The sequence below is a fragment of the Pseudomonas sp. Leaf59 genome (assembly GCF_920984685.1).
Taxonomy (GTDB): Bacteria; Pseudomonadota; Gammaproteobacteria; order Pseudomonadales; family Pseudomonadaceae; genus Aquipseudomonas.
Genome location: NZ_CAKLBR010000002.1, coordinates 1 through 21,892, shown reverse-complemented (window position 1 = coordinate 21,892; position 21,892 = coordinate 1). Strand labels below are relative to the sequence as shown.

General features: G+C 60.6%; 23 protein-coding genes. 6 read left to right on the top strand and 17 right to left on the bottom strand.

The annotated features are described in order from the left end of the window. The first annotated feature begins 132 nt into the window (after positions 1 to 132). The 3 genes from LUB09_RS01810 (at position 133) to LUB09_RS01800 (ending at position 2,840) form a co-directional block, all read left to right on the top strand. On the top strand, positions 133 to 825 hold the full coding sequence (locus LUB09_RS01810) for a crotonase/enoyl-CoA hydratase family protein (RefSeq protein ID WP_231421416.1): 693 nt from the start codon (positions 133 to 135) through the stop codon (positions 823 to 825). A 214-nt stretch (positions 826 to 1,039) separates the two neighbouring features. After that, positions 1,040 to 1,780: a lysophospholipid acyltransferase family protein gene (locus LUB09_RS01805; RefSeq protein ID WP_231421415.1), complete on the top strand. Its 741-nt coding sequence runs from the start codon at positions 1,040 to 1,042 to the stop codon at positions 1,778 to 1,780. Positions 1,781 to 1,868: 88 nt separating this feature from the next. Further along, positions 1,869 to 2,840, top strand: a complete 972-nt coding sequence (locus LUB09_RS01800) for a magnesium and cobalt transport protein CorA (protein WP_209983872.1) — start codon at positions 1,869 to 1,871, stop codon at positions 2,838 to 2,840. Here LUB09_RS01800 and LUB09_RS01795 read toward each other — a convergent pair. Further along, the gene (locus tag LUB09_RS01795; protein WP_209983874.1) at positions 2,837 to 3,559 is read right to left on the bottom strand and encodes an amidotransferase; all 723 of its coding nucleotides are present in this window, start codon (positions 3,557 to 3,559) and stop codon (positions 2,837 to 2,839) included. The genes LUB09_RS01800 and LUB09_RS01795 overlap by 4 nt on opposite strands. A gap of 717 nt (positions 3,560 to 4,276) precedes the next feature. Between LUB09_RS01795 and LUB09_RS01790 the strand changes: the two genes are divergently transcribed. Then, positions 4,277 to 5,083: a cytochrome c gene (locus tag LUB09_RS01790; protein WP_231421414.1), complete on the top strand. Its 807-nt coding sequence runs from the start codon at positions 4,277 to 4,279 to the stop codon at positions 5,081 to 5,083. A 25-nt stretch (positions 5,084 to 5,108) separates the two neighbouring features. Here LUB09_RS01790 and LUB09_RS01785 read toward each other — a convergent pair whose 3' ends face one another. The 13 genes from LUB09_RS01785 to LUB09_RS01725 form a co-directional block, all read right to left on the bottom strand. Then, the gene (locus LUB09_RS01785) at positions 5,109 to 5,912 is read right to left on the bottom strand and encodes a transglutaminase family protein (protein WP_231421413.1); all 804 of its coding nucleotides are present in this window, start codon (positions 5,910 to 5,912) and stop codon (positions 5,109 to 5,111) included. A 114-nt stretch (positions 5,913 to 6,026) separates the two neighbouring features. Beyond that, positions 6,027 to 7,436: a circularly permuted type 2 ATP-grasp protein gene (locus LUB09_RS01780; protein ID WP_231421412.1), complete on the bottom strand. Its 1,410-nt coding sequence runs from the start codon at positions 7,434 to 7,436 to the stop codon at positions 6,027 to 6,029. 400 nt (positions 7,437 to 7,836) lie between these two features. Further along, entirely contained in the window at positions 7,837 to 8,178 is a 342-nt protein-coding gene (locus LUB09_RS01775) for a ribonuclease E inhibitor RraB (RefSeq protein ID WP_057009243.1), read from the bottom strand. 214 nt (positions 8,179 to 8,392) lie between these two features. Continuing rightward, complete coding sequence (locus LUB09_RS01770) at positions 8,393 to 8,629, bottom strand: hypothetical protein (RefSeq protein ID WP_209983882.1); 237 nt, start codon at positions 8,627 to 8,629, stop codon at positions 8,393 to 8,395. Between the two features lie 103 nt (positions 8,630 to 8,732). Beyond that, positions 8,733 to 9,338: an START domain-containing protein gene (locus LUB09_RS01765; protein ID WP_209983884.1), complete on the bottom strand. Its 606-nt coding sequence runs from the start codon at positions 9,336 to 9,338 to the stop codon at positions 8,733 to 8,735. Between the two features lie 41 nt (positions 9,339 to 9,379). Next, a complete protein-coding gene (locus tag LUB09_RS01760) occupies positions 9,380 to 9,634 on the bottom strand; it encodes a YkgJ family cysteine cluster protein (RefSeq protein ID WP_209983886.1) in 255 nt (84 codons plus the stop codon). A 159-nt stretch (positions 9,635 to 9,793) separates the two neighbouring features. Next, positions 9,794 to 10,267 (bottom strand): translation initiation factor 2, encoded by a 474-nt coding sequence (locus tag LUB09_RS01755; protein WP_209983888.1) that lies wholly within the window; start codon positions 10,265 to 10,267, stop codon positions 9,794 to 9,796. Positions 10,268 to 10,371: 104 nt separating this feature from the next. After that, the gene (locus LUB09_RS01750) at positions 10,372 to 11,811 is read right to left on the bottom strand and encodes an aminotransferase-like domain-containing protein (RefSeq protein ID WP_209983892.1); all 1,440 of its coding nucleotides are present in this window, start codon (positions 11,809 to 11,811) and stop codon (positions 10,372 to 10,374) included. 273 nt (positions 11,812 to 12,084) lie between these two features. Then, entirely contained in the window at positions 12,085 to 12,894 is an 810-nt protein-coding gene (locus tag LUB09_RS01745) for an OmpA family protein (protein ID WP_231421411.1), read from the bottom strand. Beyond that, positions 12,891 to 13,253: a DUF4398 domain-containing protein gene (locus LUB09_RS01740; protein ID WP_209983896.1), complete on the bottom strand. Its 363-nt coding sequence runs from the start codon at positions 13,251 to 13,253 to the stop codon at positions 12,891 to 12,893. The genes LUB09_RS01745 and LUB09_RS01740 overlap by 4 nt, the downstream gene beginning before the upstream one ends. 9 nt (positions 13,254 to 13,262) lie before the next feature. Continuing rightward, the gene (locus LUB09_RS01735) at positions 13,263 to 14,078 is read right to left on the bottom strand and encodes a substrate-binding periplasmic protein (protein ID WP_231421410.1); all 816 of its coding nucleotides are present in this window, start codon (positions 14,076 to 14,078) and stop codon (positions 13,263 to 13,265) included. Positions 14,079 to 14,149: 71 nt separating this feature from the next. After that, entirely contained in the window at positions 14,150 to 15,079 is a 930-nt protein-coding gene (locus tag LUB09_RS01730; protein WP_209983900.1) for an electron transfer flavoprotein subunit alpha/FixB family protein, read from the bottom strand. Positions 15,080 to 15,081: 2 nt separating this feature from the next. Beyond that, positions 15,082 to 15,831: an electron transfer flavoprotein subunit beta/FixA family protein gene (locus tag LUB09_RS01725; RefSeq protein ID WP_122718035.1), complete on the bottom strand. Its 750-nt coding sequence runs from the start codon at positions 15,829 to 15,831 to the stop codon at positions 15,082 to 15,084. A 520-nt stretch (positions 15,832 to 16,351) separates the two neighbouring features. Here LUB09_RS01725 and LUB09_RS01720 point away from each other — a divergent pair. After that, positions 16,352 to 18,016, top strand: coding sequence for an electron transfer flavoprotein-ubiquinone oxidoreductase (locus LUB09_RS01720; RefSeq protein WP_209983902.1), 1,665 nt, complete (start codon positions 16,352 to 16,354; stop codon positions 18,014 to 18,016). An 86-nt stretch (positions 18,017 to 18,102) separates the two neighbouring features. Here the strand turns inward: LUB09_RS01720 and LUB09_RS01715 are convergent, their stop codons facing one another. Then, positions 18,103 to 18,996 carry an AraC family transcriptional regulator gene (locus LUB09_RS01715; protein ID WP_209983904.1) on the bottom strand — a complete coding sequence of 298 codons (894 nt, stop codon included), beginning with the start codon at positions 18,994 to 18,996 and terminating at the stop codon, positions 18,103 to 18,105. Positions 18,997 to 19,177: 181 nt separating this feature from the next. Between LUB09_RS01715 and LUB09_RS01710 the strand changes: the two genes are divergently transcribed. Further along, on the top strand, positions 19,178 to 20,230 hold the full coding sequence (locus LUB09_RS01710; protein ID WP_209983906.1) for an NAD(P)-dependent alcohol dehydrogenase: 1,053 nt from the start codon (positions 19,178 to 19,180) through the stop codon (positions 20,228 to 20,230). On the opposite strand, the gene LUB09_RS01705 is transcribed toward LUB09_RS01710, so the two are convergent. Beyond that, on the bottom strand, positions 20,231 to 21,034 hold the full coding sequence (locus tag LUB09_RS01705; protein ID WP_209983908.1) for an IclR family transcriptional regulator: 804 nt from the start codon (positions 21,032 to 21,034) through the stop codon (positions 20,231 to 20,233). Positions 21,035 to 21,215: 181 nt separating this feature from the next. Beyond that, positions 21,216 to 21,892 (bottom strand): L-arabinose ABC transporter permease AraH (araH, locus tag LUB09_RS01700; RefSeq protein ID WP_231421409.1); only part of this gene is annotated, 677 nt, incomplete at its 5' end.

Sequence of the window (21,892 nt, the reverse complement as noted above, 5' to 3'; positions counted from 1 at the left end):
CTCCGGGCCATCTACCCTTGCAGGTGTGGGAAAAGCCTGACTGGGTAGTCAGTCACGGCGCTTTACCGAGGCGTGCGTGGTGGGTAACGTCTGCTGCATTCTTCTCTAACAAGTCCTGCAAGGAAACGCGTCATGAGTGAGTTGATTGCCTACCACTTCGAAGAAGGTATCGCGACCCTGACCTTGAGCAACGGCAAGGTGAATGCCATTTCTCCGGCGGTGGTCAGCGCTTTTAATGAGGCGCTGGATCAGGCCGAGAAGGATCGCGCGGTGGTGGTCATCACCGGGACGCCGGGCATTCTGTCGGGGGGTTATGATTTGAAGGTAATGACCGCAGGCCCCAAGGAGGCCATCGGCCTGGTAACTTCCGGTTCGACGCTGGCGCGGCGCCTGTTGTCGCATCCGTTCCCGGTGATTGTCGCGTGCCCCGGGCATGCGGTGGCCAAGGGCGCGTTCTTGCTGCTGTCGGCGGATTATCGGATCGGCGTGGAGGGCCCGTTCAGCATTGGCCTGAACGAAGTGGCGATCGGCATGACCATGCACCACGCCGGTATCGAGCTGGCGCGGGACCGTCTGCGCAAGTCGGCCTTTCACCGCTCGGTGATCAACGCCGAGATGTTTGACCCGCACGGCGCGCTGCAAGCGGGTTTCCTCGACAAGGTGGTGGCTCCTGAGGAATTGCACGCGGCGGCCCTGGAAGCGGCGCGGCAGTTGAAAAAGATCAATATGACTGCGCACAAGCAGACCAAATTGAAGGTGCGCAAGGCACTGCTGGAGGCACTGGATGAGGCAATCATCCAGGACCAGAGCCACGGCCTCAGTTAAGCCTCCTGCACAGCGCTCACCGAAGCCCGACCTCGTGTCGGGCTTTTTCTTACAAGAGAATCCGAAACTTTCCTAGCCGCTCTAGAAGGGGTTTGTCAGCGATTGTTGAAACATGTGCTTAAACATCGGCTATCTCCGACGTCCTTAGGGTCAATTGCCGAATACAGTGCACATCCGTACACTGCGCCACCTTTTGTCTCGATGGGCCGTGTCGATGCTGTTTCTGTTACGTATGTTGTTGATGGGTCTGCACTTTATGGTCGCCGGTGTGCTAGGCGTGCTGTTGGGTATTTGCCGGCCATTCAATCCGGACAACAGTCGCTTGTGTGCCCGCCTGTACGCAGTGCCGGCGATGTGGATCCTGCGCCTGAATGTAAAGGCGAACGTCGACTCGCTGCGTCAGAAACCGGGGCCCTGCGTGGTGATCGCCAATCATCAGTCCAACTACGACCTGTTTGTGCTGGGCACCGTGGTGCCCCACCGTACCGTGTGTATCGCCAAGAAGAGCCTGAAATGGGTGCCGCTGTTCGGCCAGCTGTTCTGGCTGGCGGGCAATGTGCTGATCGACCGGGGCAATGCGCACAAGGCGCGCCGGGCGATGCTCACCACCACGCGTACCCTGCAACATGAAGACACGTCGATCTGGGTGTTCCCGGAGGGCACGCGAAACCTGGGCAAGGGTTTATTGCCGTTCAAAAAAGGCGCCTTTCACATGGCGATTGCCGCGGGTGTGCCGGTGGTGCAGGTGTGCGTGAGCAATTACGTCACGCATATGCAACTCAATCACTGGAACAGTGGCGATGTACTCATACGGTCGTTGCCGCCGATTCCTACGATTGGTCTGACGACGGATGACATTCCGGCCTTGATGCAAGCATGTCAGACGCAGATGGATGAATGCATCGCGCAGATGGACCGTGACGTTGCAGAGCGCGCGCTCCTGAAGAACACCTGAACGACGTGAAATGCCATCGAGTAACAACGGAACGTCAATCAGACTAAGCTGCCCAACTCCTGTCCTCACGATAGAAGTGATCAGCATCATGGGTAGAGTTGTTGCGGCCGCCGTCTACAGCGATGGCAAGAAAGTCACGGATATCACCCTTGATGAAGGCGCGGCCTGGGCCGCCAAACCGGGTCATTTTGTATGGATCGGGCTGGAAGAGCCCACCACCCTGGAGCTGACCAACCTGCAACGCCAGTTCAACCTGCACGAACTGGCAATCGAAGATGCGATGGAAAAGCACAGCCGCCCGAAGCTCGAGACCTTCGGCGATGCGCTGTTTATCGTCACCTACTCGCCGGTGCGCGAGAACGGCAAGCTGGAGTTTATCGAAACCCATATCTTTGCCGGCAATGGCTACATCATCACCGCGCGCAACGGTCACTCGGCGTCCTACGGCTTTGTGCGTCAGCGCTGTGAGGCGCGGCCGCTGTTGCTGGAGCATGGGGAAGATTTCGTACTCTATGCGCTGCTGGATTTCGTCACCGAGAACTATCAGCCCGTGAGCGAGGCGATCCATGCCGAGATCGATGAGCTGGAGCGCAACGTGCTGTGCAGCTCGCTGAGCGAGCGCGACATCCAGAAGATCCACGGCCTGCGCCGCGATGTGCTGCGACTCAAGCGCCATGTGGCGCCGATGGTGGAGATCAGCCAGGAACTGCAGAAGCTGAGCTTCCCGTTCATCGACAAGAACATGCGCCCGTACTTCCGGGACGTGCAGATCCACGTGACGCGGCAGATGGAAGACCTTACCACCCTGCGCGATATCGCCAGCCAGACCATCGAGATCGGGGTGTTGCTGGAGGCGTCACGCCAGAGCGTGGTACAGCGCAAGTTCGCCGCCTGGGCGGCGATCCTGGCATTCCCCACGGCGGTGGCGGGGATTTATGGGATGAACTTCCAGAACATGCCCGAGCTGCAATGGCACTACGGCTACTTCGCGGTACTCGGGTTGATTGCCACCGGCTGCATCAGTCTGTGGGCCAGCTTCAAGCGGTCGGGCTGGCTTTAAGCCGACTCGGGCTTGTGCGCCACGAAGCGCATCATCCATTCCGCCACAGTCGCGCCGTGGTGGTCTCGCTCAAGGCTTGCGACGCCCTGGGTGTAGACCTTTTCCCCAAGAGTCGTCTGAAGAATTTCCAGCAGCTCGCGCGAATAGTCAGCGACAAACTCAGGGTGGCCCTGGAAGCACAGCACCTGGTCGCCGATGTGATACGCGGCGATGGGGCAGAACTCACTCGAGGCGATAACCGTGGCATTGGCCGGCAACGTGGTGACCTGGTCCTGGTGACTGATCAGCAGGGTCAGTTCCGGCACCTCGGGGCTCATCCACGGGGCCTTGGCATCGAGCGTGTAATCGTGGATGCCCATGCCCCAACCCTGGCTTGCGCGTTCGGTCTTGCCGCCGAGCAGCAATGCCAATAACTGGTGACCAAAACAAATGCCGAGCAATTTATCGCCGCGCGCGTAACGCTCCAGCACATACGTTTTGAGGGTCTGGATCCAGGGGTCGGTGCCGAAGGAATCGGCCTTGCTGCCGGTGATCAGATACGCATCAAAAGTTTCGTCATCTGGCGGGTATTCGCCTTGCACAACGTTGTAGACGACAAACTCGGCAGCAATGGGCTGCCGGGAAAACAGACGCTTGAACATCTGCCCATAACCCTGGTACTGATCGATCAAGCCAGGGCGCAGGATATCGGTTTCCAGAATGCAGACGCGTAGCGACATAAAAAATACCTGACACGGCGATGGGAATAATGAACACCCAGAGCCTGCCTTGAAACATACCTGCAACGCAAGCGCAGAACTGCGCATTCACCCCGTACGCCTTTATTCACGCCCGATTGACACGGTTTCAATGGCGGATGCGTTGACTGCTTTGACCCCCTGCGCCCGGACGAACGGTAGGCACCTGGGCGAATGACCTGATTAATCGTTTTAGCTGTCTAGCCAAGGCATTGGCGCCAATATGGCGTTCTGCCTTATGCCTTTTTAATCTCGAATGACGATTATCTGATATGAAATGAGTCTAAGACTGCAAGAACGAGCGCTCTAAGGTTGAACTCAGTAAGAGGTTGCTGCCGGGTTTTGCTGGAGCAGCTGTAAGAAAAATGTCACGCCAGATCGCGATACTGAATTCAACGGCACGCATTTGACGCTCAGGAATAACAACAAAAGGCAGTCAGCCATGTTCAAACATTCGAAAGTACGTCAGGCGGGACTTATTCTTTTCGCCACCACATTGATTTTGATCCTGCCCAATTTAACCAAGGTTATCGGGTAACGATCCGAGCCACGAGTTCTGTGCACCCACCGCATCAGAATTACAGTTTTTGACAGCACCTGCGAGGCATTGCGCATAGCGATCCCGTTGCAGGGGCTGTCTTTTTACATGCTGATTTCCGCTATCTTGCAGGTCATCGCCACTTGAAAACGGACTCACTGTTGAAAACGATCCTTGCGCTGTTCGCCCTGCTGCTCAGCGTGCCAGCCGGCGCCGCGCAATTGACCATCGAACTGGACCACACCAGCAAGACCTGGCAGACCGCCGAGCTGCTCGAACACCCGGATGCGCAGACGGTGCACATCATTGATGACGTTTCCTACAAGCGCGACATGACGTATCGCGCAGTGCCGCTGGCGGTACTGCTGCCGGGGCTTGCGCCGCAGAGTCATCTGCAGGCGGTCGCCCTGGATGGGTTTGCGGCCGAACTCAGCGCCGCGCCCCTGCTGGAAACAACCGGCGCCCGCGCCTGGCTGGCGGTGGAAGACCCGGCCCACCCCTGGCCACCCCTGACGTCAGGCAAACCTGGCGCCGGGCCTTTTTACCTGGTGTGGACCGACCCGCAGGCGGGACCGATCAGCCCGGAGCAGTGGCCGTTTCAGGTTTCCCGGATCAAACAGTTGAAGACCGTGGCCGAGCGTTTCCCGGCGTTATTGCCCGACCCGAAGCTGGCGGCGAATGATCCGATCAACCAGGGCTTTGCGCTGTTCCAGAAAAACTGCCTGGCCTGCCATCGGCTCAATGGCGCCGGGGATGCAGAGGTGGGCCCGGACCTGAATATTCCCTACAGCCCCACCGAGTATTTCAGCGGCGATTTTCTCAAGCACTATATTCGCGACCCGCAAAGCATGCGGCACTGGCCACAGGCGAAGATGCCGGCGTTCGCCGCCAATGTGTTGCCCGACAGCGAACTGGATTTGCTGGTGGGGTATTTGAAGCACATGGCCGGGCGTAAATCCCAACCCTGAGTTTTATGTTGTGGGAACAGTGCGATTATTGCTGCTGCACAGCGATCACCGGCGTCGGCATGACCACTACCCTGGCGTGCATCTGCTCTTGCCCGCCGCCCCGGCGCATGCCACGCACCGGGCACGCGTCGAGGTAGTCCAGGCCCACCGCCAGCTTGAGGTGCCGCTCCGGCCGCGCCATCTGGTTGGTCACGTCAAAGCTGTACCACGCGCCTTCCAGCCAGGCTTCGGCCCAGGCGTGACTGGCCAGGTGCGTGCTGTCTTCGCTGTATAAATACCCCGACACATAACGCGCCGGAATCCCCAGGCTGCGCGCGCAGGCCAGGAACGCGTGGGTATGATCCTGGCACACGCCCGCCCCGCCAGCGAAGGCCTGGGCCGCGCAGGTATCGACCTCGGTGGCGCCGGGCGTGTAAACCATGGTTTGGTTGAGCGCGTGCATCAGGTCGATCAACGCGCTGCGGTCACGGCGTTGATGACAGTGCTGGTCGGCAAAGCCGCGCAGAGCCTCGTCCGGCTCGGTCAGGCGGGTGCAGCGCAGGAAAGGAAATGCCGACTGGCCCTCGTGCTCCGCTTCACGCAGCTCGTCGATCTCCACTTGGCCGCGAGCACGGATAACGATTGCATCGTGGGGTTCATCCAGGGTCAGCACATGCAGGATGTTGCCGAACGGGTCCACCTGGGCGCGCACCGGGCGCGGCAGGTCGAGCTGCCAACTGATGACCTGCTGGCGCTCGCTGTCGTGGGGTGTAAGGCGCAGGTACTGGATGCTGGCGCGCACCTGGTCTTCGTAGTGGTAGGTGGTTTCGTGACTGATGGAAAGTCTCATGGGGCCTCCGTGCAGGAACCGTAAATGGCGTCGCCCAACTGGCGCACCGAGGGGATGAAGGTGGCGTGGAGGTTTCCCCGCAGGTGGTGCAAGGCAGCTCGATTCAACATGGCATCAGTCCTCCACCACCCAGGTGTCCTTGGTGCCGCCACCCTGGGACGAGTTGACCACCAGCGAGCCCTCGCGCAGCGCCACACGCGTCAAGCCGCCGGGCACCACGCGGGTTTCCTTGCCGGACAGCACGAACGGGCGCAGGTCGATATGGCGCGGGGCGATGCCGTTGTCGACGAAGGTCGGGCACGTGGATAAACACAGGGTAGGCTGGGCGATATAAGCGTGGGGCTTGGCTTTGATGCGTGCGCGAAAGGCTTCGATTTCGGCGGCGCTGGATGCCGGCCCGACCAGCATGCCGTAGCCGCCGGAGCCCTGGGTTTCCTTGACCACCAGGTGCGGCAGGTTGGCCAGCACGTGGGACAATTCGTCAGGCTTGCGGCATTGAAAGGTTGGCACATTCTTCAGGATCGGTTCTTCATCCAGGTAAAAACGGATCATCTGGGTAACGAAGGGGTACACCGACTTGTCATCCGCCACGCCAGTGCCAATCGCGTTGGCCAGCACCACATTGCCACAGCGATAGACCGCGAGCAGACCGGGCACACCGAGCATGGAATCGGGGTTGAATGCCAACGGATCGAGAAACGCGTCATCAAGGCGACGGTAGATCACATCCACGGCCTTGGGCCCGTCGGTGGTGCGCATGAACACGTGGTCATCGCGCACGAACAGGTCGGCGCCTTCCACCAGCTCAACGCCCATTTCCCTGGCCAGGAACGCGTGTTCGAAGAAGGCGCTGTTGAAGCGTCCCGGAGTCAGTACCACAACGCTGGGGTTGTCGATAGGGCTGGCGCTCTTGAGCGTGTCGAGCAGCAGGTTGGGGTAATGATCGATCGGTGCAATGCGCTGGGCGGCAAACAGTTCGGGAAACAGGCGCATCATCATCTTGCGGTCTTCGAGCATGTAGCTGACACCGCTGGGTGTACGCAGGTTGTCTTCCAGTACGTAATAAGTGCCGTCGCCATCGCGTACGAGATCAACCCCGGAGACGTGTGAATACAGGTCACGGTGCAGATTCAGACCCTGCATGGCCAGTTGGTATTGCTCGTTGGCCAGTACCTGTTCGGCGGGAATGATGCCCGCCTTGATAATGCGCTGTTCGTGATACAGGTCGGCAAGAAACAGGTTCAGCGCCTTGACCCGCTGGATGCAGCCGCGCTCGACAATCTGCCATTCACTGGCCGGAATGCTGCGGGGGATGATGTCGAAGGGAATCAGGCGTTCAGTGCCTTGCTCGTCGCCATAGAGGGTGAAGGTGATACCCGCACGGTGAAACAGCAAATCGGCTTCGCGCCGACGCTGGGCCAACAGTTCGGGCGGGGTCAGCGCCAGCCAACGGGCGAATTCGCGGTAATGGGGGCGTACCTGCCCTGCCCCGTCGTACATTTCGTCGAAATAAGTGCGGATCATGCCGAACTCCTTGTCACCCGGACACGAGCACTATCGCAAGGCCCGTGCCAGCGGCATAAACACTTGAACATCAGTGAGTTGAATGGCCGCCGGGATCTGCCAGCACCGTCCTGGTGCACAGAATACCCAGCGCATGGCCGCCTGCTTCATCGCAAGGCGGCGTTTTACTATCAACAGCATAGTCAGACTTGATTTCACTGCGCGGCGCAAGCTGCGGATAATCGCCAACATCTGCTGAACAGGACGCGTCCTACAGTTTCAGCGCAACGATCTTCCCTTTAGGCCACCCGACTTGGGTGGCTTTTTTTTGCTTTCGAAAAACCCGCGCAGCGTTTTCCCACGGCACAAACAAAATCGGCCGACCCAAAGGTCAGCCGATACGCTGTGCTTGTGCAAACAGCTACATGGGTAACCCACGCACCTCCTGCTTGACGCCCCATCCTTCAATGATCCCGCCCAACGGCTCGACCACCGCTTCAAAGTCCTGCTCGAAGTCTCCTATGCCGTCGTAGGTGGCTGACATGATCTTGCTCAATTCCAGATACCAGGCGCCGTCATCGCGCGCACTGACCTGGGCATTCAGGGACTCGCCGCGAAACTCACCCGCCGCCCTGCGCGCCCGTTCTTCATCCGGGAAAATCGCGTAGAACTCGATGGGGTGAAACCGTGAAAAGTCAAAACCGCCTTCTTTCATGCGGCGTAGGACGTGGGTGCTGATGTCTTCTTGATAGGCTGTGCTCATGAAACGTCCTCCTAAAACCGATGGATAGACTTTCCGTGCCTCCCGAAGCCCGCGCGCTGCTGGCGCGAGCACCACGGCAATGACTGCACCGCAGGGAAAACAAGCATGTAGCTGACAAGACCAGTACCTAGCGAATCATTCGCTGATCTCGCTTGCAGAGTAGCGCGAAGCTATCACCTCCACCAGAGGGGCTGCACTGGCAAACAGGGAATGTTCAGGCGGCGGGCGAAATGTCGAGGATCTGGATACTGTTCTGGTCTTTGAGGATCTTGACCGTAGGCTCCGGCTTACGGCCCTCAAGGTCGTTGAGGTCGAGTTCGGCGGCGACCGGCACGAGTTTGTTGCGAATCATGTGCGCCGCATCTTCGAGGCTGGGCTTGTGGTCGCAGTCGAACTGCTCCACGGCCTGCACACCGTGATCGTCAACGAAGGTAATTTGCCACATTTGCATCGGTGCCTCCTCGATAAAACCCATGTGTGGGCTCACATCCATCTGGACCTTGAGGGCTCGTCAAACGTTCCACTCAAGGCCACAGGCACCTGATCGACAGCGGTTATTTCTCGGCGTGTTCCTTGAGGGCTTTCAAGGTGTTGAACGGCGCGTCCACCACGAACTTGTTGGCCAACCAGGAGGGCACGCTGCCGCCCGGCTCCGTGTGCACCTGATAGGTGACCTCGGTCTGGTTATCGCCCTTGGGTACGAGCTTCCAGAAACCCTCGACCTGCGCCACGCGCACGTAGCCTTTTTCTTCCGGCTTGTAGGTCGGCACGCCCTGCAATGTGCGCGTTATACCGCCATCGGCGTTTTTGGTGGTGGTGATGTGGGTGTAGGAATCACGGTCAGTCACCGGGAACGGTGCGTTGAACTGGGTGTAGGTCCAGGCCTCATCGCCCTTCTTGTCCACCAGCTTCTGGGATTTGCATTCGTGAATCCATGAACAGGCAGCGGCGACGTCTTCCTGCAGGGCCTGGATTTTCGCCACGGGCGCCTTGATCAGGGTGACACCGCGATAGGCCTTGTACTTGGAGCCGGCAACCTCGCTCAGGGACACTTTGATGCCGTCTTCGTCCTTGGCCACCTGCCAGTCCTCGGCCTGCGCGGTGGCCGCGAACAACACCGTGAAACCGCACAGCACAGCCATTCGTTTCAGCGAACCCATCGTTGTATTCCTTATTGTTGAAGTTCCGAGAGTAAAGCCCATCAAGCCGCCGTCATCTGTTCCCACCAGCCGATCAGCCGGATTGCATCAGCCTGGTCGGTGCCGCACACCTCCAGATCCGCCTTGAAGTCACTGCACACCGCCGGGCGCTCGGGCTTGCCGAACAGCTGGCATAGCTGTTCGACCGACAGGTGCAGGCAGCGTTCGCCCGCCGGCTTGCCCTTGGGCATTCCGGGTAATGGCGAACTGATAGAGGGGGCGATGCAGCAAGCACCACAGCCTTCACGGCATTTCATGACCGGCAGGTCCTCGACGACTCAATGGGATGGCGGAGCTAGGGTACGCCCCTGAACAACCGTTTTAAAACGGTCCAACGAGGGTTTTTCACGGAAAAGACAAGTGACTGACCAGTCCGCGACAAATGGTCGATCCAGCTCCTCACATGTGCGCAATAGTTATTGCTTGAATTCGAAATCCAGCGCCGCACCTTCAACATCACGGCGTTCTTCGTTGCGCAGTTGCAGCTTCATCTCATTGCTGAGCAAGCGGCCGTTGATCTGAAACGCGCTGTTATCGGTGGGCTTGTCGCCGAACATCGGCGGTAGCAGCGGTACGCTTTTGGGCTTGGGCATGGTACCGATAGGCTGTAAATGCCTGACCATGTCGGACGGCAGCGACAGGTCCAGTTGTGCCGGTGGCAGTTTAGTCTGGGCGACCTCACGAGCTGATCTGGATTTTTTTCTGGCCGAGGCGCGCTTTTTCTTGGCGACCGTGGCTTTCCTGGCCTCTGCCGTTTTTTTCGTGGAGGCCGCCTGTTCGGCACTTGGCGCAGACCTGGTGTCCGATACGGGCGCGGCCGCCATTAAGACGCCGACATTGCACAGCGTTAACAGGCCAATCATCCCTACAGCGCGAAAAATCGAATTCATATCGCCAACAGCATTAACGGCAGAAGGCCATATGCTCGCTTGTTGTGCGCAGCATGACAAGCGCGGCAATCACACCCGTGCAGGAATTGTCCCGGTTCTGCGCCTCAGAGACCGGCGCTGGTCTCCTGGCATAATTGGCTGGCCAGCATCCCCAGGGTCATCAGCGCCCGCTCTGCTTCGCGGTTCCATGGCGTGCCACAGTTGAGCCGAATACAATGGTTGAACTGTTCTGTATTGCTGAAGATCAGCCCGGGCGCAATGCTGATGCCCTGTTGCAGCGCGCGCACATGCAACTCCTGAGTATTGACGCGCCCCGGCAAGCTGACCCACAGGATAAAACCGCCGGTAGGCCGGGTCATCTGCGTGCCTTCAGGGAAGTACTGCTGCACTGCCAGCTGGAAAGCGCTGAGGTTCTTGCGGTATTCCTGACGGATGTAGCGCAGGTGGCGGTCATAGCCACCGTTCTCCAGGTATGCGGCGACGCCCATCTGCGTGACGCTGCACGCCGAGTGGGTACTGAACATCTGCAGGCGCTGGATCTCCTGCTGATATTTACCGGCAATCATCCAGCCAATGCGCACACCGGGCGACAGCGTCTTGGAGAAGCTCGAGCAGTAAATGACCCGGTCCAGGCGGTCATAGGCTTTCAGCGCCTTGGTGCGGCCCAGTTCGAACATCAACTCGCCGTAGATATCGTCCTCGACAATCTGGATATCGAAATCCGAGGCCAGACGCAGCAGTTGCTTCTGCCGCTCTTCGGGCATGGTGCCACCCAGCGGGTTGCTCAAGCGTGTGGTCAGCACCAGCGCCTTGATCGACCATTGGTTGGCCGCCAGCTGCAGGGCTTCCAGGCTCATACCGGTGGAGGGGTCGCTGGGAATTTCGATCACTTTGAGGCCGAGCAGATCGGCCAGTTGCAGCAAGCCGTAATAGGTCGGCGACTCGGCGGCGATCAGGTCGCCGGGACGGGTCAGTACGCGCAGGGACATCTGCAACGCGTCGACGCAGCCATGGGTGATCACCACTTCGGATGGGTCAATCACCACGCCGGCATCACGCATGCGGATCGCCACCTGGCGGCGCAGCGGCTCGAAACCGGGGCTGAACATGTAGCTGAAGGCCCGTGGGCTCTGGAAGCGCGTGACCTTGGCCAACTGCTGGTGCAGTGCTCGCACCGGCAGGTAGTCGACACTCGGCACCGCGGCGCCAAGGGGAAACACGCCTTCGCGGCGCGACTCGCCCAATACCTGTTGAATGATGCTGCTGCGGGTGACCAGCCCCGGGCGTTCGACCCGTGCGATATCCGGCGTCGGCGCGGTGAGCGCGGGCGTCTGGTGCACGTAATAGCCGGACTGTGGCCGCGCCCTGATCAGCCCCTGGTCTTCCAGGTTGGCATAGGCCTGCAAGACCGTGGCGTGACTCACGTTGAGCTGGGAACTCATCTTGCGCACCGAAGGCACACGCTCCCCCGGTTGATAGACACCGCGCCGGATGTCCTCAGCCAGTTGCTGGGCGATACGTTGGTAAAGCAACAGATTGGTCATGACGCAGCACTCGATTTCACGGGCGTTTTATTTTTGTGTGGAACATACCGGCACAGTTTAGAAGTGTACGGGGACAGTTGCCACAATAGTCGAGGCCGCGCGGCAGTGACAGCAAAAACTGTAAGGGTTTAGGATAGAGCTTTCAGCTGTACCTCAAAACAAATGTGGGAGGGGGCTTGCTCCCGATAGCAGCGTGTCAGTCGTCAAAGATGTTGACTGAACCACCGCTATCGGGAGCAAGCCCCCTCCCACATTTTGACCTGCGCCAGGCGCCTAGCGAGCAGCGCCCAATTGGCCCTTCGCGTCGGAGAAGACGATTTCCACGCGGCGATTCTGCGCCCTGCCCCGCTCGGAGGCGTTGGCCTCCACCGGGTACTGGTCGCCATACCCCTCAACCTGAATGCGTTTTTCATCGATACCCAGGTCCACCAGCACATCGGCCACCGATTGTGCACGCTCGCGGGACAGCCTGAGGTTTTCCTGCTCGCCGCCGGTGTTGTCCGCATACCCCTCAATACGCACCACGCGCTTGGGGTTCAGTTGCAGGAACTGCACGATTTTCAGCACTGTGCGGTTGGCCGAGTTTTTTAGCTCCGCGTCACCGGTGTCGAACAGCACGTCCCCCAGGGTCATCACCAGGCCGCGGTCGGTCTGGGTGGCGAGGCTGGTGATCTGCTCTTCGAGCCACTTGCCCTGCTGTTGCACGCTCGACAGCTTGCTTTCGCGCAGGGCCAGTTGCAGGCGTTGGCGCTCCAGTTCCAGCTTCGCGCCGCGCTCTGCGTTGAGCCCCTGCTCGGTATGTTCCCGGGCAATCGCGCTGTAGCGACGGCTCAGGTAGGCGTAATGCTCCACATCGGCGCCGCTGCCCCAGTAGCTGGACAGGCGGTCGGCACGGGCCAGCGACTCCCCGGCGCGGATCACATCCTTGGGCGCGAAGCGCAGCACATTGGCGTCTTCCTTGACCTTCTGGAAATCGCCGGCCGCCTGCTGCAGGGCCTGCTCGCTGTTCGGATGGGTGGCACAGCCACCCAACATGGCGCCGGCCAGCAGCACGGCGCTCATCCCACGGATCAGCCGGCTCATTGGGCTTCCCCCAACTGCAATTGCTTGCGCAAGCGGGTGATGCGGGTGTTGAGCACGTTCAGTTGCTCCTGGCTCTTGCGAGTCAGCACCTGGGCTTCGGCCAGGCGGGCATCCAGTTCGGCCTGCTCGGCCTGCATGCGCGCGTCCTTGTAGGACTGGTCGGCCATGTCGGCCTCGGCCCGGGCGAATTTGTCTTCGGCCAGTTTCAATTCGGCCGACTCCTCGGCGACGGCGCCGACCGCGCTGGCTTGCTCAAGCGCTTGCCGGGTCAGGCGCAGCTGTTCATTCGGCGCGGGATCGGTTGCACATCCCGCCAGAGCGACAGCGGCGAGGGCCGCTAAAAGAGGTCGAAAAATCACTGAAAATCCCTACTGTGTTGAGGTGCCGACAGGTTGCTGCAATTGCGCCTTCCAGCGTTCCAGATTGCGCTGCAACGCAGCTTGCGCCACACCGGACGCGGGCAATTCTGTCATCTTTTTCGCCAGCTGTCCGCGCAGCCACGGATCATTGCAGGCCGAGTTGTGGGAAATCGCCAGGTACAGGCCGGGCTGATCGATGGGCACTTCGCGGGCCACCAGGTCGTTGCTCATGCCCAGGCTCTGGGCCATGGCCATGCCGGAATAGCGACTGGCGAGCACATAGTCCACCTCCCCCAACAATAGTTTCTGAAACGCCGGCGTCAGCGTGGGCAGGCGTTGCAGGTTGAGCTGCTGACTGGCGAAAGTGTCGAAATCCGCGCTCAAGCGCGCCCGTTCCGATACTGCGCCCGAGTGGCCGTGCAGGTCGGCCGCAGTGGTATACACCAGGGCGGAATCCTTACGGGTCCAGACGAGGTAGTCGAGCTGCATCAGCGGCGGGTGAATGTAGTCCAGGGTTTGCAACTCGCCGAGGTTCAACGTTGCGTCGGCGAGAATGTCCATGCGTCCGCTGCGCACTTCATCCAGGGCTGCCGCGCGTTTGCCGCCGTAGAGCAGGTCAATTTTCAGACCGAGGTCATTGGCCACCTGCTGCAACACATCGGCGGTGGCGCCGATCAGGTGCGTGGGGTCTTGCGGGTCGCGCCAGAGCAGGGGTGGGGCGTCCGGGCTGCCGGTGATGACCAGGCGATTACATTTGCCGGCGGCGTGCGCCAGGGTTGGCAGCAGCGTGAGGCCCAGCAGTACGATCCAGGGGCGCAATTCCATGGCGAAGGTCTCCGATAGTCAAAAAAAAGCCCGGTCACAAGACCGGGCTCTTTATAAGTGAAGCGGCTGGATTAGACCAGCTTCTCCAACTCGGGTACGGCTTCGAACAAGTCCGCCACCAGGCCGTAATCAGCCACCTGGAAGATCGGTGCTTCTTCGTCCTTGTTGATCGCAACGATCACTTTGGAGTCCTTCATGCCGGCCAGATGCTGGATCGCGCCGGAGATACCGACGGCGATGTACAGCTGTGGCGCAACGATCTTGCCGGTCTGGCCGACCTGCATGTCGTTGGGTACAAAACCTGCGTCGACGGCAGCGCGGGAAGCGCCGACCGCCGCGCCCAGCTTGTCGGCCAGGGCGTACAGGTGCTTGAAGTTGTCGCCGTTCTGCATGCCGCGCCCGCCGGAAACGACGATCTTGGCAGCGGTCAGCTCAGGACGATCCGACTTGGCCAGCTCTTCGCCAACAAAGCTGGAAGTACCTGCGTCGTGGGCGGCGGAGACGGCTTCAACAGTGGCCGAGCCACCTTCAGCGGCGACCGGATCGAAACCGGTGGCGCGCACGGTGATGACCTTGATCGCGGCGGTCGATTGCACGGTGGCAATGGCGTTACCGGCGTAGATCGGGCGCTTGAAGGTATCGGCGCTTTCGACCGAGATGATCTCGGAGATCTGGTCGACGTCCAACTGCGCGGCAACGCGTGGCAGGATGTTTTTGCCGTTGGAAGTGGCGGCGGCCAGGATGTGGCTGTAGCCCTTGCCCAGCTCTGCAACCAGCGGCGCAACGTTTTCCGGCAACTGATGCGCGTAGGCGGCGTTGTCGGCGTTCAGCACTTTGCTTACGCCAGCGATTTTTGCAGCGGCCTCAGCCACCGGGCCTGCGCCCTCACCGGCGACCAGCAGGTGAATATCGCCACCGATTTTAACGGCGGCGGCCACGGTGTTCAGGGTGGCCGGGGCCAGCACCTTGTTGTCGTGTTCAGCGATTACCAAGATAGTCATGTTTAGATTACCTTCGCTTCGTTTTTCAGTTTCTCGACCAGTTCAGCCACCGACTTGACCTTGATGCCCGCGCTGCGTGCAGCCGGTGCTTCAACCTTGATGGTCTTGTTGGTGGAGGCGGTGGAAACGCCCAGAGCTTCTGGCGTCAGCGACTCCAGCGGCTTCTTCTTGGCTTTCATGATGTTGGGCAGGGACGCGTAGCGCGGCTCGTTCAAACGCAGGTCGGTGGTGACGATGGCCGGCAGTTTCAGGGAAACGGTCTGCGCGCCGCCGTCGATCTCGCGGGTCACGGCCACGCTGTCGCCGCTCACTTCAACCTTGGAAGCGAAGGTGCCCTGGCCGTAACCGGTCAGCGCAGCCAGCATCTGCCCGGTCTGGTTGTTGTCGCTGTCGATGGCTTGTTTGCCGAGGATGACCAACTGTGGCTGTTCCTTGTCGACAACGGCCTTGAGCAGCTTGGCCACGGCCAGGGAGGTCAGTTCTTCAGCGGACTCGACCAGGATGGCGCGGTCGGCGCCCAGTGCCAGGGCGGTGCGCAGTTGTTCCTGGGCGGTGGTCGGGCCGATGGAAACCACGACGATTTCGGTCGCCACGCCTTTCTCTTTCAGGCGTACGGCTTCTTCCACGGCGATTTCACAAAAAGGGTTCATCGACATCTTGACGTTAGCAAGGTCGACGCCGGAATTGTCCGCCTTGACGCGAACTTTCACGTTGTAATCGACAACGCGTTTGACAGCTACAAGAACCTTCATGGATTCCTCGTTACTCTCCGGTGAAAAGAAAGTCGCCTAGGCGAACCTGGCGGTTGATGCTCATCGGCACACAAGGGCACCTCCAAAAACCTTGGCACGTGACCTTGATCACGGACAGCGATGACCGTTCGTCAGGGGTGACTGAGAGGTCATTCTTGATCGCGGCGTGTAAACTGAGCGCTCTTTAAAAAAGCGCCCATGCCCTGGCCTGCTTTTGGACGTACTCCTGAAACCTGCAGTCTGCCTACGGTAAGCGCGAAACCGACCGTATCTTGACCGGAACACCTATTCTGGTCAATACGGCAAAATAGCCAGTTATAAGCCGCGTTGCTTTGATTTACCTAGCCTGCGGGCAATTCAAACAAACGTTTGTATTGGACGCTCACAGTGGTGTAGATATACTGCGCGACCTAGAATGCGCCACCTAGAGAGAAAGGTGAGTCCTGCCATCGCCGCACGGCCGCACCGAACCTCCACCCATTAGAAAAAAGCCTGTTGAGCCTTGAGTAGGAGATAGCCTGTGGAACGCGAATACATGGAATTCGACGTGGTCATCGTCGGCGCCGGCCCTGCGGGCCTGTCCGCCGCCTGCCGCCTGAAGCAGAAGGCCGCTGACGCCGGCAAGGAAATCAGCGTCTGCGTGGTCGAGAAAGGCTCCGAAGTCGGCGCTCACATCCTCTCCGGTGCCGTGTTTGAACCTCGCGCCCTGAACGAACTGTTCCCGGACTGGAAGGCCCTCGGCGCCCCGCTCAACACGCCAGTGGTGCGCGATGACATCTATGTACTGCGCAGCCCCGACGCCTCCACCAAGGTGCCCGACTTCTTTGTGCCCAAGACCATGCACAACGAAGGCAACTACATTATCTCCCTGGGCAATCTCTGCCGCTGGCTGGCCCAGCAGGCCGAGAACCTCGGCGTGGAGGTCTACCCAGGCTTCGCCGCTCAGGAAGCGTTGTTCGACGAAAACGGCGTGGTGCGCGGTATCATCACCGGCGACCTCGGCGTCGACCGCGAAGGCAAACCCAAGGAAGGCGTGTACACCCCCGGCATGGAATTGCGCGGCAAGTACACGCTGTTCGCCGAAGGTTGCCGCGGGCATATCGGCAAGCAACTGATCCAGCGCTTCAACCTGGACAGCGACGCCGACGCCCAGCACTACGGCATCGGTCTCAAGGAAATCTGGGAGATCGATCCGGCCAAACACCAACCCGGCCTCGTGGTGCACACCGCCGGCTGGCCGCTGGATATCATGGGCACCGAGAACACCGGCGGCTCGTTCCTGTATCACCTGGAAAACAACCAGGTGGTGGTCGGCCTGATCGTCGACCTGTCTTACAGCAACACCTTCCTGTCGCCGTTCGACGAGTTCCAGCGCCTCAAGCACCACCCGGTGCTGGCCCAGCACCTGGAAGGCGGCAAGCGCATCAGCTACGGCGCCCGCGCCATCTGCAAAGGCGGCCTGAATTCGCTGCCGAAAATGGTGTTCAAGGGCGGTGCGCTGATCGGTTGCGACCTCGGCACCCTGAACTTCGCCAAGATCAAAGGCAGCCATACCGCGATGAAGTCCGGCATGCTCGCCGCCGACGCCGTGGCCGACCGCCTGTTTGCCGAGTCCGAGGGCGGTGATGAACTGACCGCTTACGTCGACAGCTTCAAGTCGAGCTGGTTGTACGAAGAACTGTTCGCCAGCCGTAACTTCGGCGCGGCCGTGCACAAGTTCGGCGCCATCCTCGGCGGCGGCTTCAACTGGCTGGACCAGAACATCTTTGCCGGCAAGCTCCCCTTCACCCTGCACGACAACACGCCGGACTACGCCTGCCTGAAGCTGGCCAAGGACTGCAAGAAGATCGACTACCCCAAACCCGACGGCAAGCTGAGCTTCGACAAGCTGAGCTCGGTGTTCATCTCCGGTACCAACCATGAAGAAGAGCAGCCGTGCCACTTGAAGCTCAAGGACCCGAGCATCCCGATCGGCACCAACCTGCCGCTCTACGACGAACCGGCGCAGCGCTACTGCCCGGCCGGTGTGTATGAGGTGATCACCAAGGAAGACGGCGAAAAGCGCTTCCAGATCAACGCCCAGAACTGCGTGCACTGCAAGACCTGTGACATCAAGGACCCTTCGCAGAACATCACCTGGGTATCGCCGGAAGGCGCGGGTGGGCCGACTTACCCGAATATGTAAACCAGCTGCTTGAGAACAAGGCTCCCAGACGGGGGCCTTTTTTGCGCTCGGAAAAAGGCCAGTCGACCGAGTTGCATCAACAGAATCTAGGCAGCCCGCTCTTCGCCAGGGTTGCGCAGAAAATAGCGCTTGTACTCGCGACTGAACTGCGACGTGCTCTGATACCCCACGCTGTGCGCCGCCTGCGCCACACTCAGGCCGTCCACCAGCAGCAACTGCTGCGCCTTCAATAACCGCAGACGCTTGAGGTACTGCACCGGCGACAACAGGGTGCAACGCTTGAAGTGTTCATGAAAGGTCGATGCACTCATGTGCGCATACCCGGCCAGGGTCTCGATATTCAGCGGCTCGGCGTAATGGGCATGCAGGTGACTCAGCGACGTGGCGATGCGCGAGAATTGCCCCTGCTGCTCGACCAGCGCGCGCAACACGTCCGCCTGCGGGCCACGCAACGCGGTGAACAACAATTCGCGCACTCGCGCCGGGCCCAGGATGCGGCTTTCCAGCGGATCGTGCAGGCATTGCAACAGCCGCTCCACGCAACCACGCATGGCATCATCGAGCACCACTGAACTCATCGACTCAAGGGTCTGCGGCATCGGCGGCGGCCCGGCCTGCATGCCCATGGCCATCACCAGTTCGCCCAGCACCACCCGGTCGATCCCCACGGTCACGCCATACAGCGGTGCGTCGGGGGCCATGGCAAAAGTCTCACATTCGAACGGCACCGGCATCGCCTGGATCAGGTAATGCCCGGCGCCGTATTCGAGGGTGCGCGGGCCCAGGTACGCGACCTTGCTGCCCTGGGCGACGAACATCAGGCTGGGCTCATAGATCTGCGGCCCGCGTGCCACGTCGCAACTGGCGCGCAACACTTTCACGCCTGGCAGGTGAGTCGGGGAAAAACCATCGCGGGGCGTCAGCCCCTCAATCAGGGAAACCAGCGTGGCGTTGGCGTCGAGATGGCGGGTCAACAACATGGCAAAAAACTTCGCAAAAAAGGGATGAGAACATCATCGCAGGTCTGGCGGCCAATGCATCCAAACCAGGGGCACTCCCGGACGAATAGGCATAAGACCCGGAGCAATCACCATGGCCGCGCGCAGGCTCGGCGGGGAGAATGGCACGCCTCACTTGTTATTGTTTTTGCGAGGCTTCCCTATGTATACCGCTATCGGTTACGCCGCCCAGTCGGCCACCACTCCCCTCGCCCCCATGTCGTTTGAACGCCGCAGCCCGCGCGCCGATGACGTGGCCATCGAGATCCTCTACTGCGGCGTCTGCCACTCCGATATCCACCAGGCGCGCAACGAATGGGGCATCGCCGTGTACCCGCTGATGCCGGGCCACGAGATTGTTGGCAAGGTTACCGCCGTCGGTGCCAGCGTGACCGCGCACAAAGTCGGCGACCTGGTGGGCGTCGGCTGCATGGTCGACTCGTGCCGCACCTGCGCCGCGTGCACATCGGACCTGGAGCAATATTGCCTCGAAGGCCCGACCATGACCTACGCCACCCCTGATCGCGTGGACGGCAGCAACACCATGGGCGGCTACTCCGACAGCATCGTGGTCAGCGAACACTTCGTGGTGAAGATTCCGGCCAAACTCGACCTGGCCAGCGCCGCGCCGATCCTCTGCGCAGGCATCACCACCTACTCGCCGCTCAAGCACTACGGCGTCAAGGCCGGCGATAAGGTCGGCATCCTCGGTATGGGCGGCCTGGGCCACATGGGCATCAAGTTTGCCAAGGCCATGGGCGCCGAAGTCACACTGTTCACCCGCTCCGCGAGCAAGGCCGAAGAAGGCCGTCGCCAGGGCGCGGACCATGTGATCGTGTCCACCGACGCCGAGCAGATGAAAGCCGCCGCCGGGCACTTCGACTTCCTGCTCGACACCATCCCGGTGCAGCACGACATCAACCCCTACCTGGACACCCTGCGCTTTGACGGCGTGCATATCCTGGTCGGCTTGATCGAGCCAGTGGACCCGCCGGTGAACGCCGCCAAGCTGGTGCTGGGCCGCAAAGTGCTGGCCGGCTCGTTGATCGGCGGCATTGCCGAAACCCAGGAAGTCCTGGATTTCTGCGCCGAGCACGGCATCACCTGCGATATCGAAATGCTCGACATCCGCCAGATCAACGAAGCCTACACCCGCATGATCGCCGGTGATGTGAAGTACCGCTTCGTCATCGACATGGCAACCCTCAAGGCCTGATCAGGCCTTGGCGCCCAACTCCGCGGACAGCCGGGCCGCCACCTGTTTGATCACAGGGATCAGCTCGGCCATTTTCTCCAGCGGCATGTAGGGCACGGTACTGGCGATGCTGATGCCGGCGACGATTCGCCGGCTGGCATCGCGCACCGGTGCCGCCACGCAACGGATCGACGGTTCGTTGTCTTCCAGATCGAACGCATAACCGCCCACCACGTATTCATGCATGCGCTGCTCGAACTGCGCCCAGGATTGTTCCGGGTGTTGCGGCCATTGCAGGCTTTTCCCACCCTCCGGCAAGCTGGCTTCGTACAAGCGCTGCCATTCCGCCACGCTGTCATCGAGCAGCATCGCCTTGCCCACCCCGGTACGCGCCAGCGGCATGCGATGGCCAACCCGCGAGCGCATTTCCGGGCCGTTGCGGCCGGGGTTCTTGTGCAGGTAGAGCACATCGTCGTATTCACGGATGGCCAGGTGAATGGTGTCGCCGGTCAGCGCCGACAGCTCATCCAGGTAGGGCACCGCCAGGCTCACCAGCGGCAATTCCTCACGCGCCTGAAAGCCCAGCTCGATCAGTTTTGGCCCCAGCAGGTAGCCGACCTGCGGCACCACACGCAGATAACGTTCTTCCACCAGGCAACTGGCCAGGCGGTGCGTGGTGCTGCGGGTGGTGCCGATGCGCCGGGCGATCTCTTTCAGATCCCGCGCACCGGCCGCCACGGCCTGCACCACGCCCAGGCCACGCAGCAGGGTCTGGGTGCCGGTGGGGGCGACGTCTTTGCCGGGGGTGGAGGATGTTTCCTGCATATCGGGCCCTATAAGTGTGAACGCGGCAGCATTATGGCAAATACCCAACGTCAAAACAGCGCAGATCCAATGTGGGAGTGGGCTTGCTCCCGATGGCGGTGGGTCATCTATTGATGTGCCAACTGATACACCGCTATCGGGAGCAAGCCCCCTCCCACATTTGCCTCATACGATTCTGAGATCAGCGTTGCTTCATGCGGTCGATGACCACCGCCAGCAGCAGGATCGAGCCACGAATCACGTATTGATAAAACGTGTCGATGTTCTTCAGGTTCATCGCGTTTTCGATGATCGCCAGAATCAGCACGCCGGCAATCACATGCCGAATCATGCCGATGCCGCCGCTCAGCGATACCCCGCCCAGCACGCAGGCGGAAATGACCGTCAGCTCGAAACCCTGGCCGATCATCGGCTGGCCCGAGGTCATGCGCGAGGCGAGGATCACGCCGGCCAGGGCGCCGATCAGGCCGTGCACGGCGAAGATGATGATCTTGGTGCGGTCAACGTTGACCCCCGCCAGCAGCGCCGCTTCCGGGTTGCCGCCGATGGCCATGGTGTTGCGCCCGTAGGTGGTGTAGTTGAGCAGCCAGCCGAAGAACACAAAGCACACGATGGTGATCAGGATCGGCACCGGCACGCCCAGCAACTGGCCGTTGCCGAAGATGAAGAACTGATCCTGGGACACGCCCACCGCCTTGCCGTCGGCAAAGATATAGGCCAGGCCGCGCACGATCTGCATGGTCGCCAGCGTGGTGATCAACGCATTGACCCGCAGCTTGGCGATCACGATGCCGTTGATCAGCCCCACCAGCAGGCCCATCCCCAGGGCGGCGCCGATGCCCAGCATCACGCTGTCGG

Coding starts and splice junctions, on each gene's coding strand:
- LUB09_RS01810 (WP_231421416.1), top strand. CDS start 133: ATGAGTGAGTTGATTGCCTACCACTTCGAAGAAGGTATCGCGACCCTG.
- LUB09_RS01805 (WP_231421415.1), top strand. CDS start 1,040: ATGCTGTTTCTGTTACGTATGTTGTTGATGGGTCTGCACTTTATGGTC.
- LUB09_RS01800 (WP_209983872.1), top strand. CDS start 1,869: ATGGGTAGAGTTGTTGCGGCCGCCGTCTACAGCGATGGCAAGAAAGTC.
- LUB09_RS01795 (WP_209983874.1), bottom strand. CDS start 3,559: ATGTCGCTACGCGTCTGCATTCTGGAAACCGATATCCTGCGCCCTGGC.
- LUB09_RS01785 (WP_231421413.1), bottom strand. CDS start 5,912: ATGAGACTTTCCATCAGTCACGAAACCACCTACCACTACGAAGACCAG.
- LUB09_RS01780 (WP_231421412.1), bottom strand. CDS start 7,436: ATGATCCGCACTTATTTCGACGAAATGTACGACGGGGCAGGGCAGGTA.
- LUB09_RS01775 (WP_057009243.1), bottom strand. CDS start 8,178: ATGAGCACAGCCTATCAAGAAGACATCAGCACCCACGTCCTACGCCGC.
- LUB09_RS01770 (WP_209983882.1), bottom strand. CDS start 8,629: ATGCAAATGTGGCAAATTACCTTCGTTGACGATCACGGTGTGCAGGCC.
- LUB09_RS01765 (WP_209983884.1), bottom strand. CDS start 9,338: ATGGGTTCGCTGAAACGAATGGCTGTGCTGTGCGGTTTCACGGTGTTG.
- LUB09_RS01760 (WP_209983886.1), bottom strand. CDS start 9,634: ATGAAATGCCGTGAAGGCTGTGGTGCTTGCTGCATCGCCCCCTCTATC.
- LUB09_RS01755 (WP_209983888.1), bottom strand. CDS start 10,267: ATGAATTCGATTTTTCGCGCTGTAGGGATGATTGGCCTGTTAACGCTG.
- LUB09_RS01750 (WP_209983892.1), bottom strand. CDS start 11,811: ATGACCAATCTGTTGCTTTACCAACGTATCGCCCAGCAACTGGCTGAG.
- LUB09_RS01745 (WP_231421411.1), bottom strand. CDS start 12,894: ATGAGCCGGCTGATCCGTGGGATGAGCGCCGTGCTGCTGGCCGGCGCC.
- LUB09_RS01735 (WP_231421410.1), bottom strand. CDS start 14,078: ATGGAATTGCGCCCCTGGATCGTACTGCTGGGCCTCACGCTGCTGCCA.
- LUB09_RS01730 (WP_209983900.1), bottom strand. CDS start 15,079: ATGACTATCTTGGTAATCGCTGAACACGACAACAAGGTGCTGGCCCCG.
- LUB09_RS01725 (WP_122718035.1), bottom strand. CDS start 15,831: ATGAAGGTTCTTGTAGCTGTCAAACGCGTTGTCGATTACAACGTGAAA.
- LUB09_RS01715 (WP_209983904.1), bottom strand. CDS start 18,996: ATGTTGTTGACCCGCCATCTCGACGCCAACGCCACGCTGGTTTCCCTG.
- LUB09_RS01710 (WP_209983906.1), top strand. CDS start 19,178: ATGTATACCGCTATCGGTTACGCCGCCCAGTCGGCCACCACTCCCCTC.
- LUB09_RS01705 (WP_209983908.1), bottom strand. CDS start 21,034: ATGCAGGAAACATCCTCCACCCCCGGCAAAGACGTCGCCCCCACCGGC.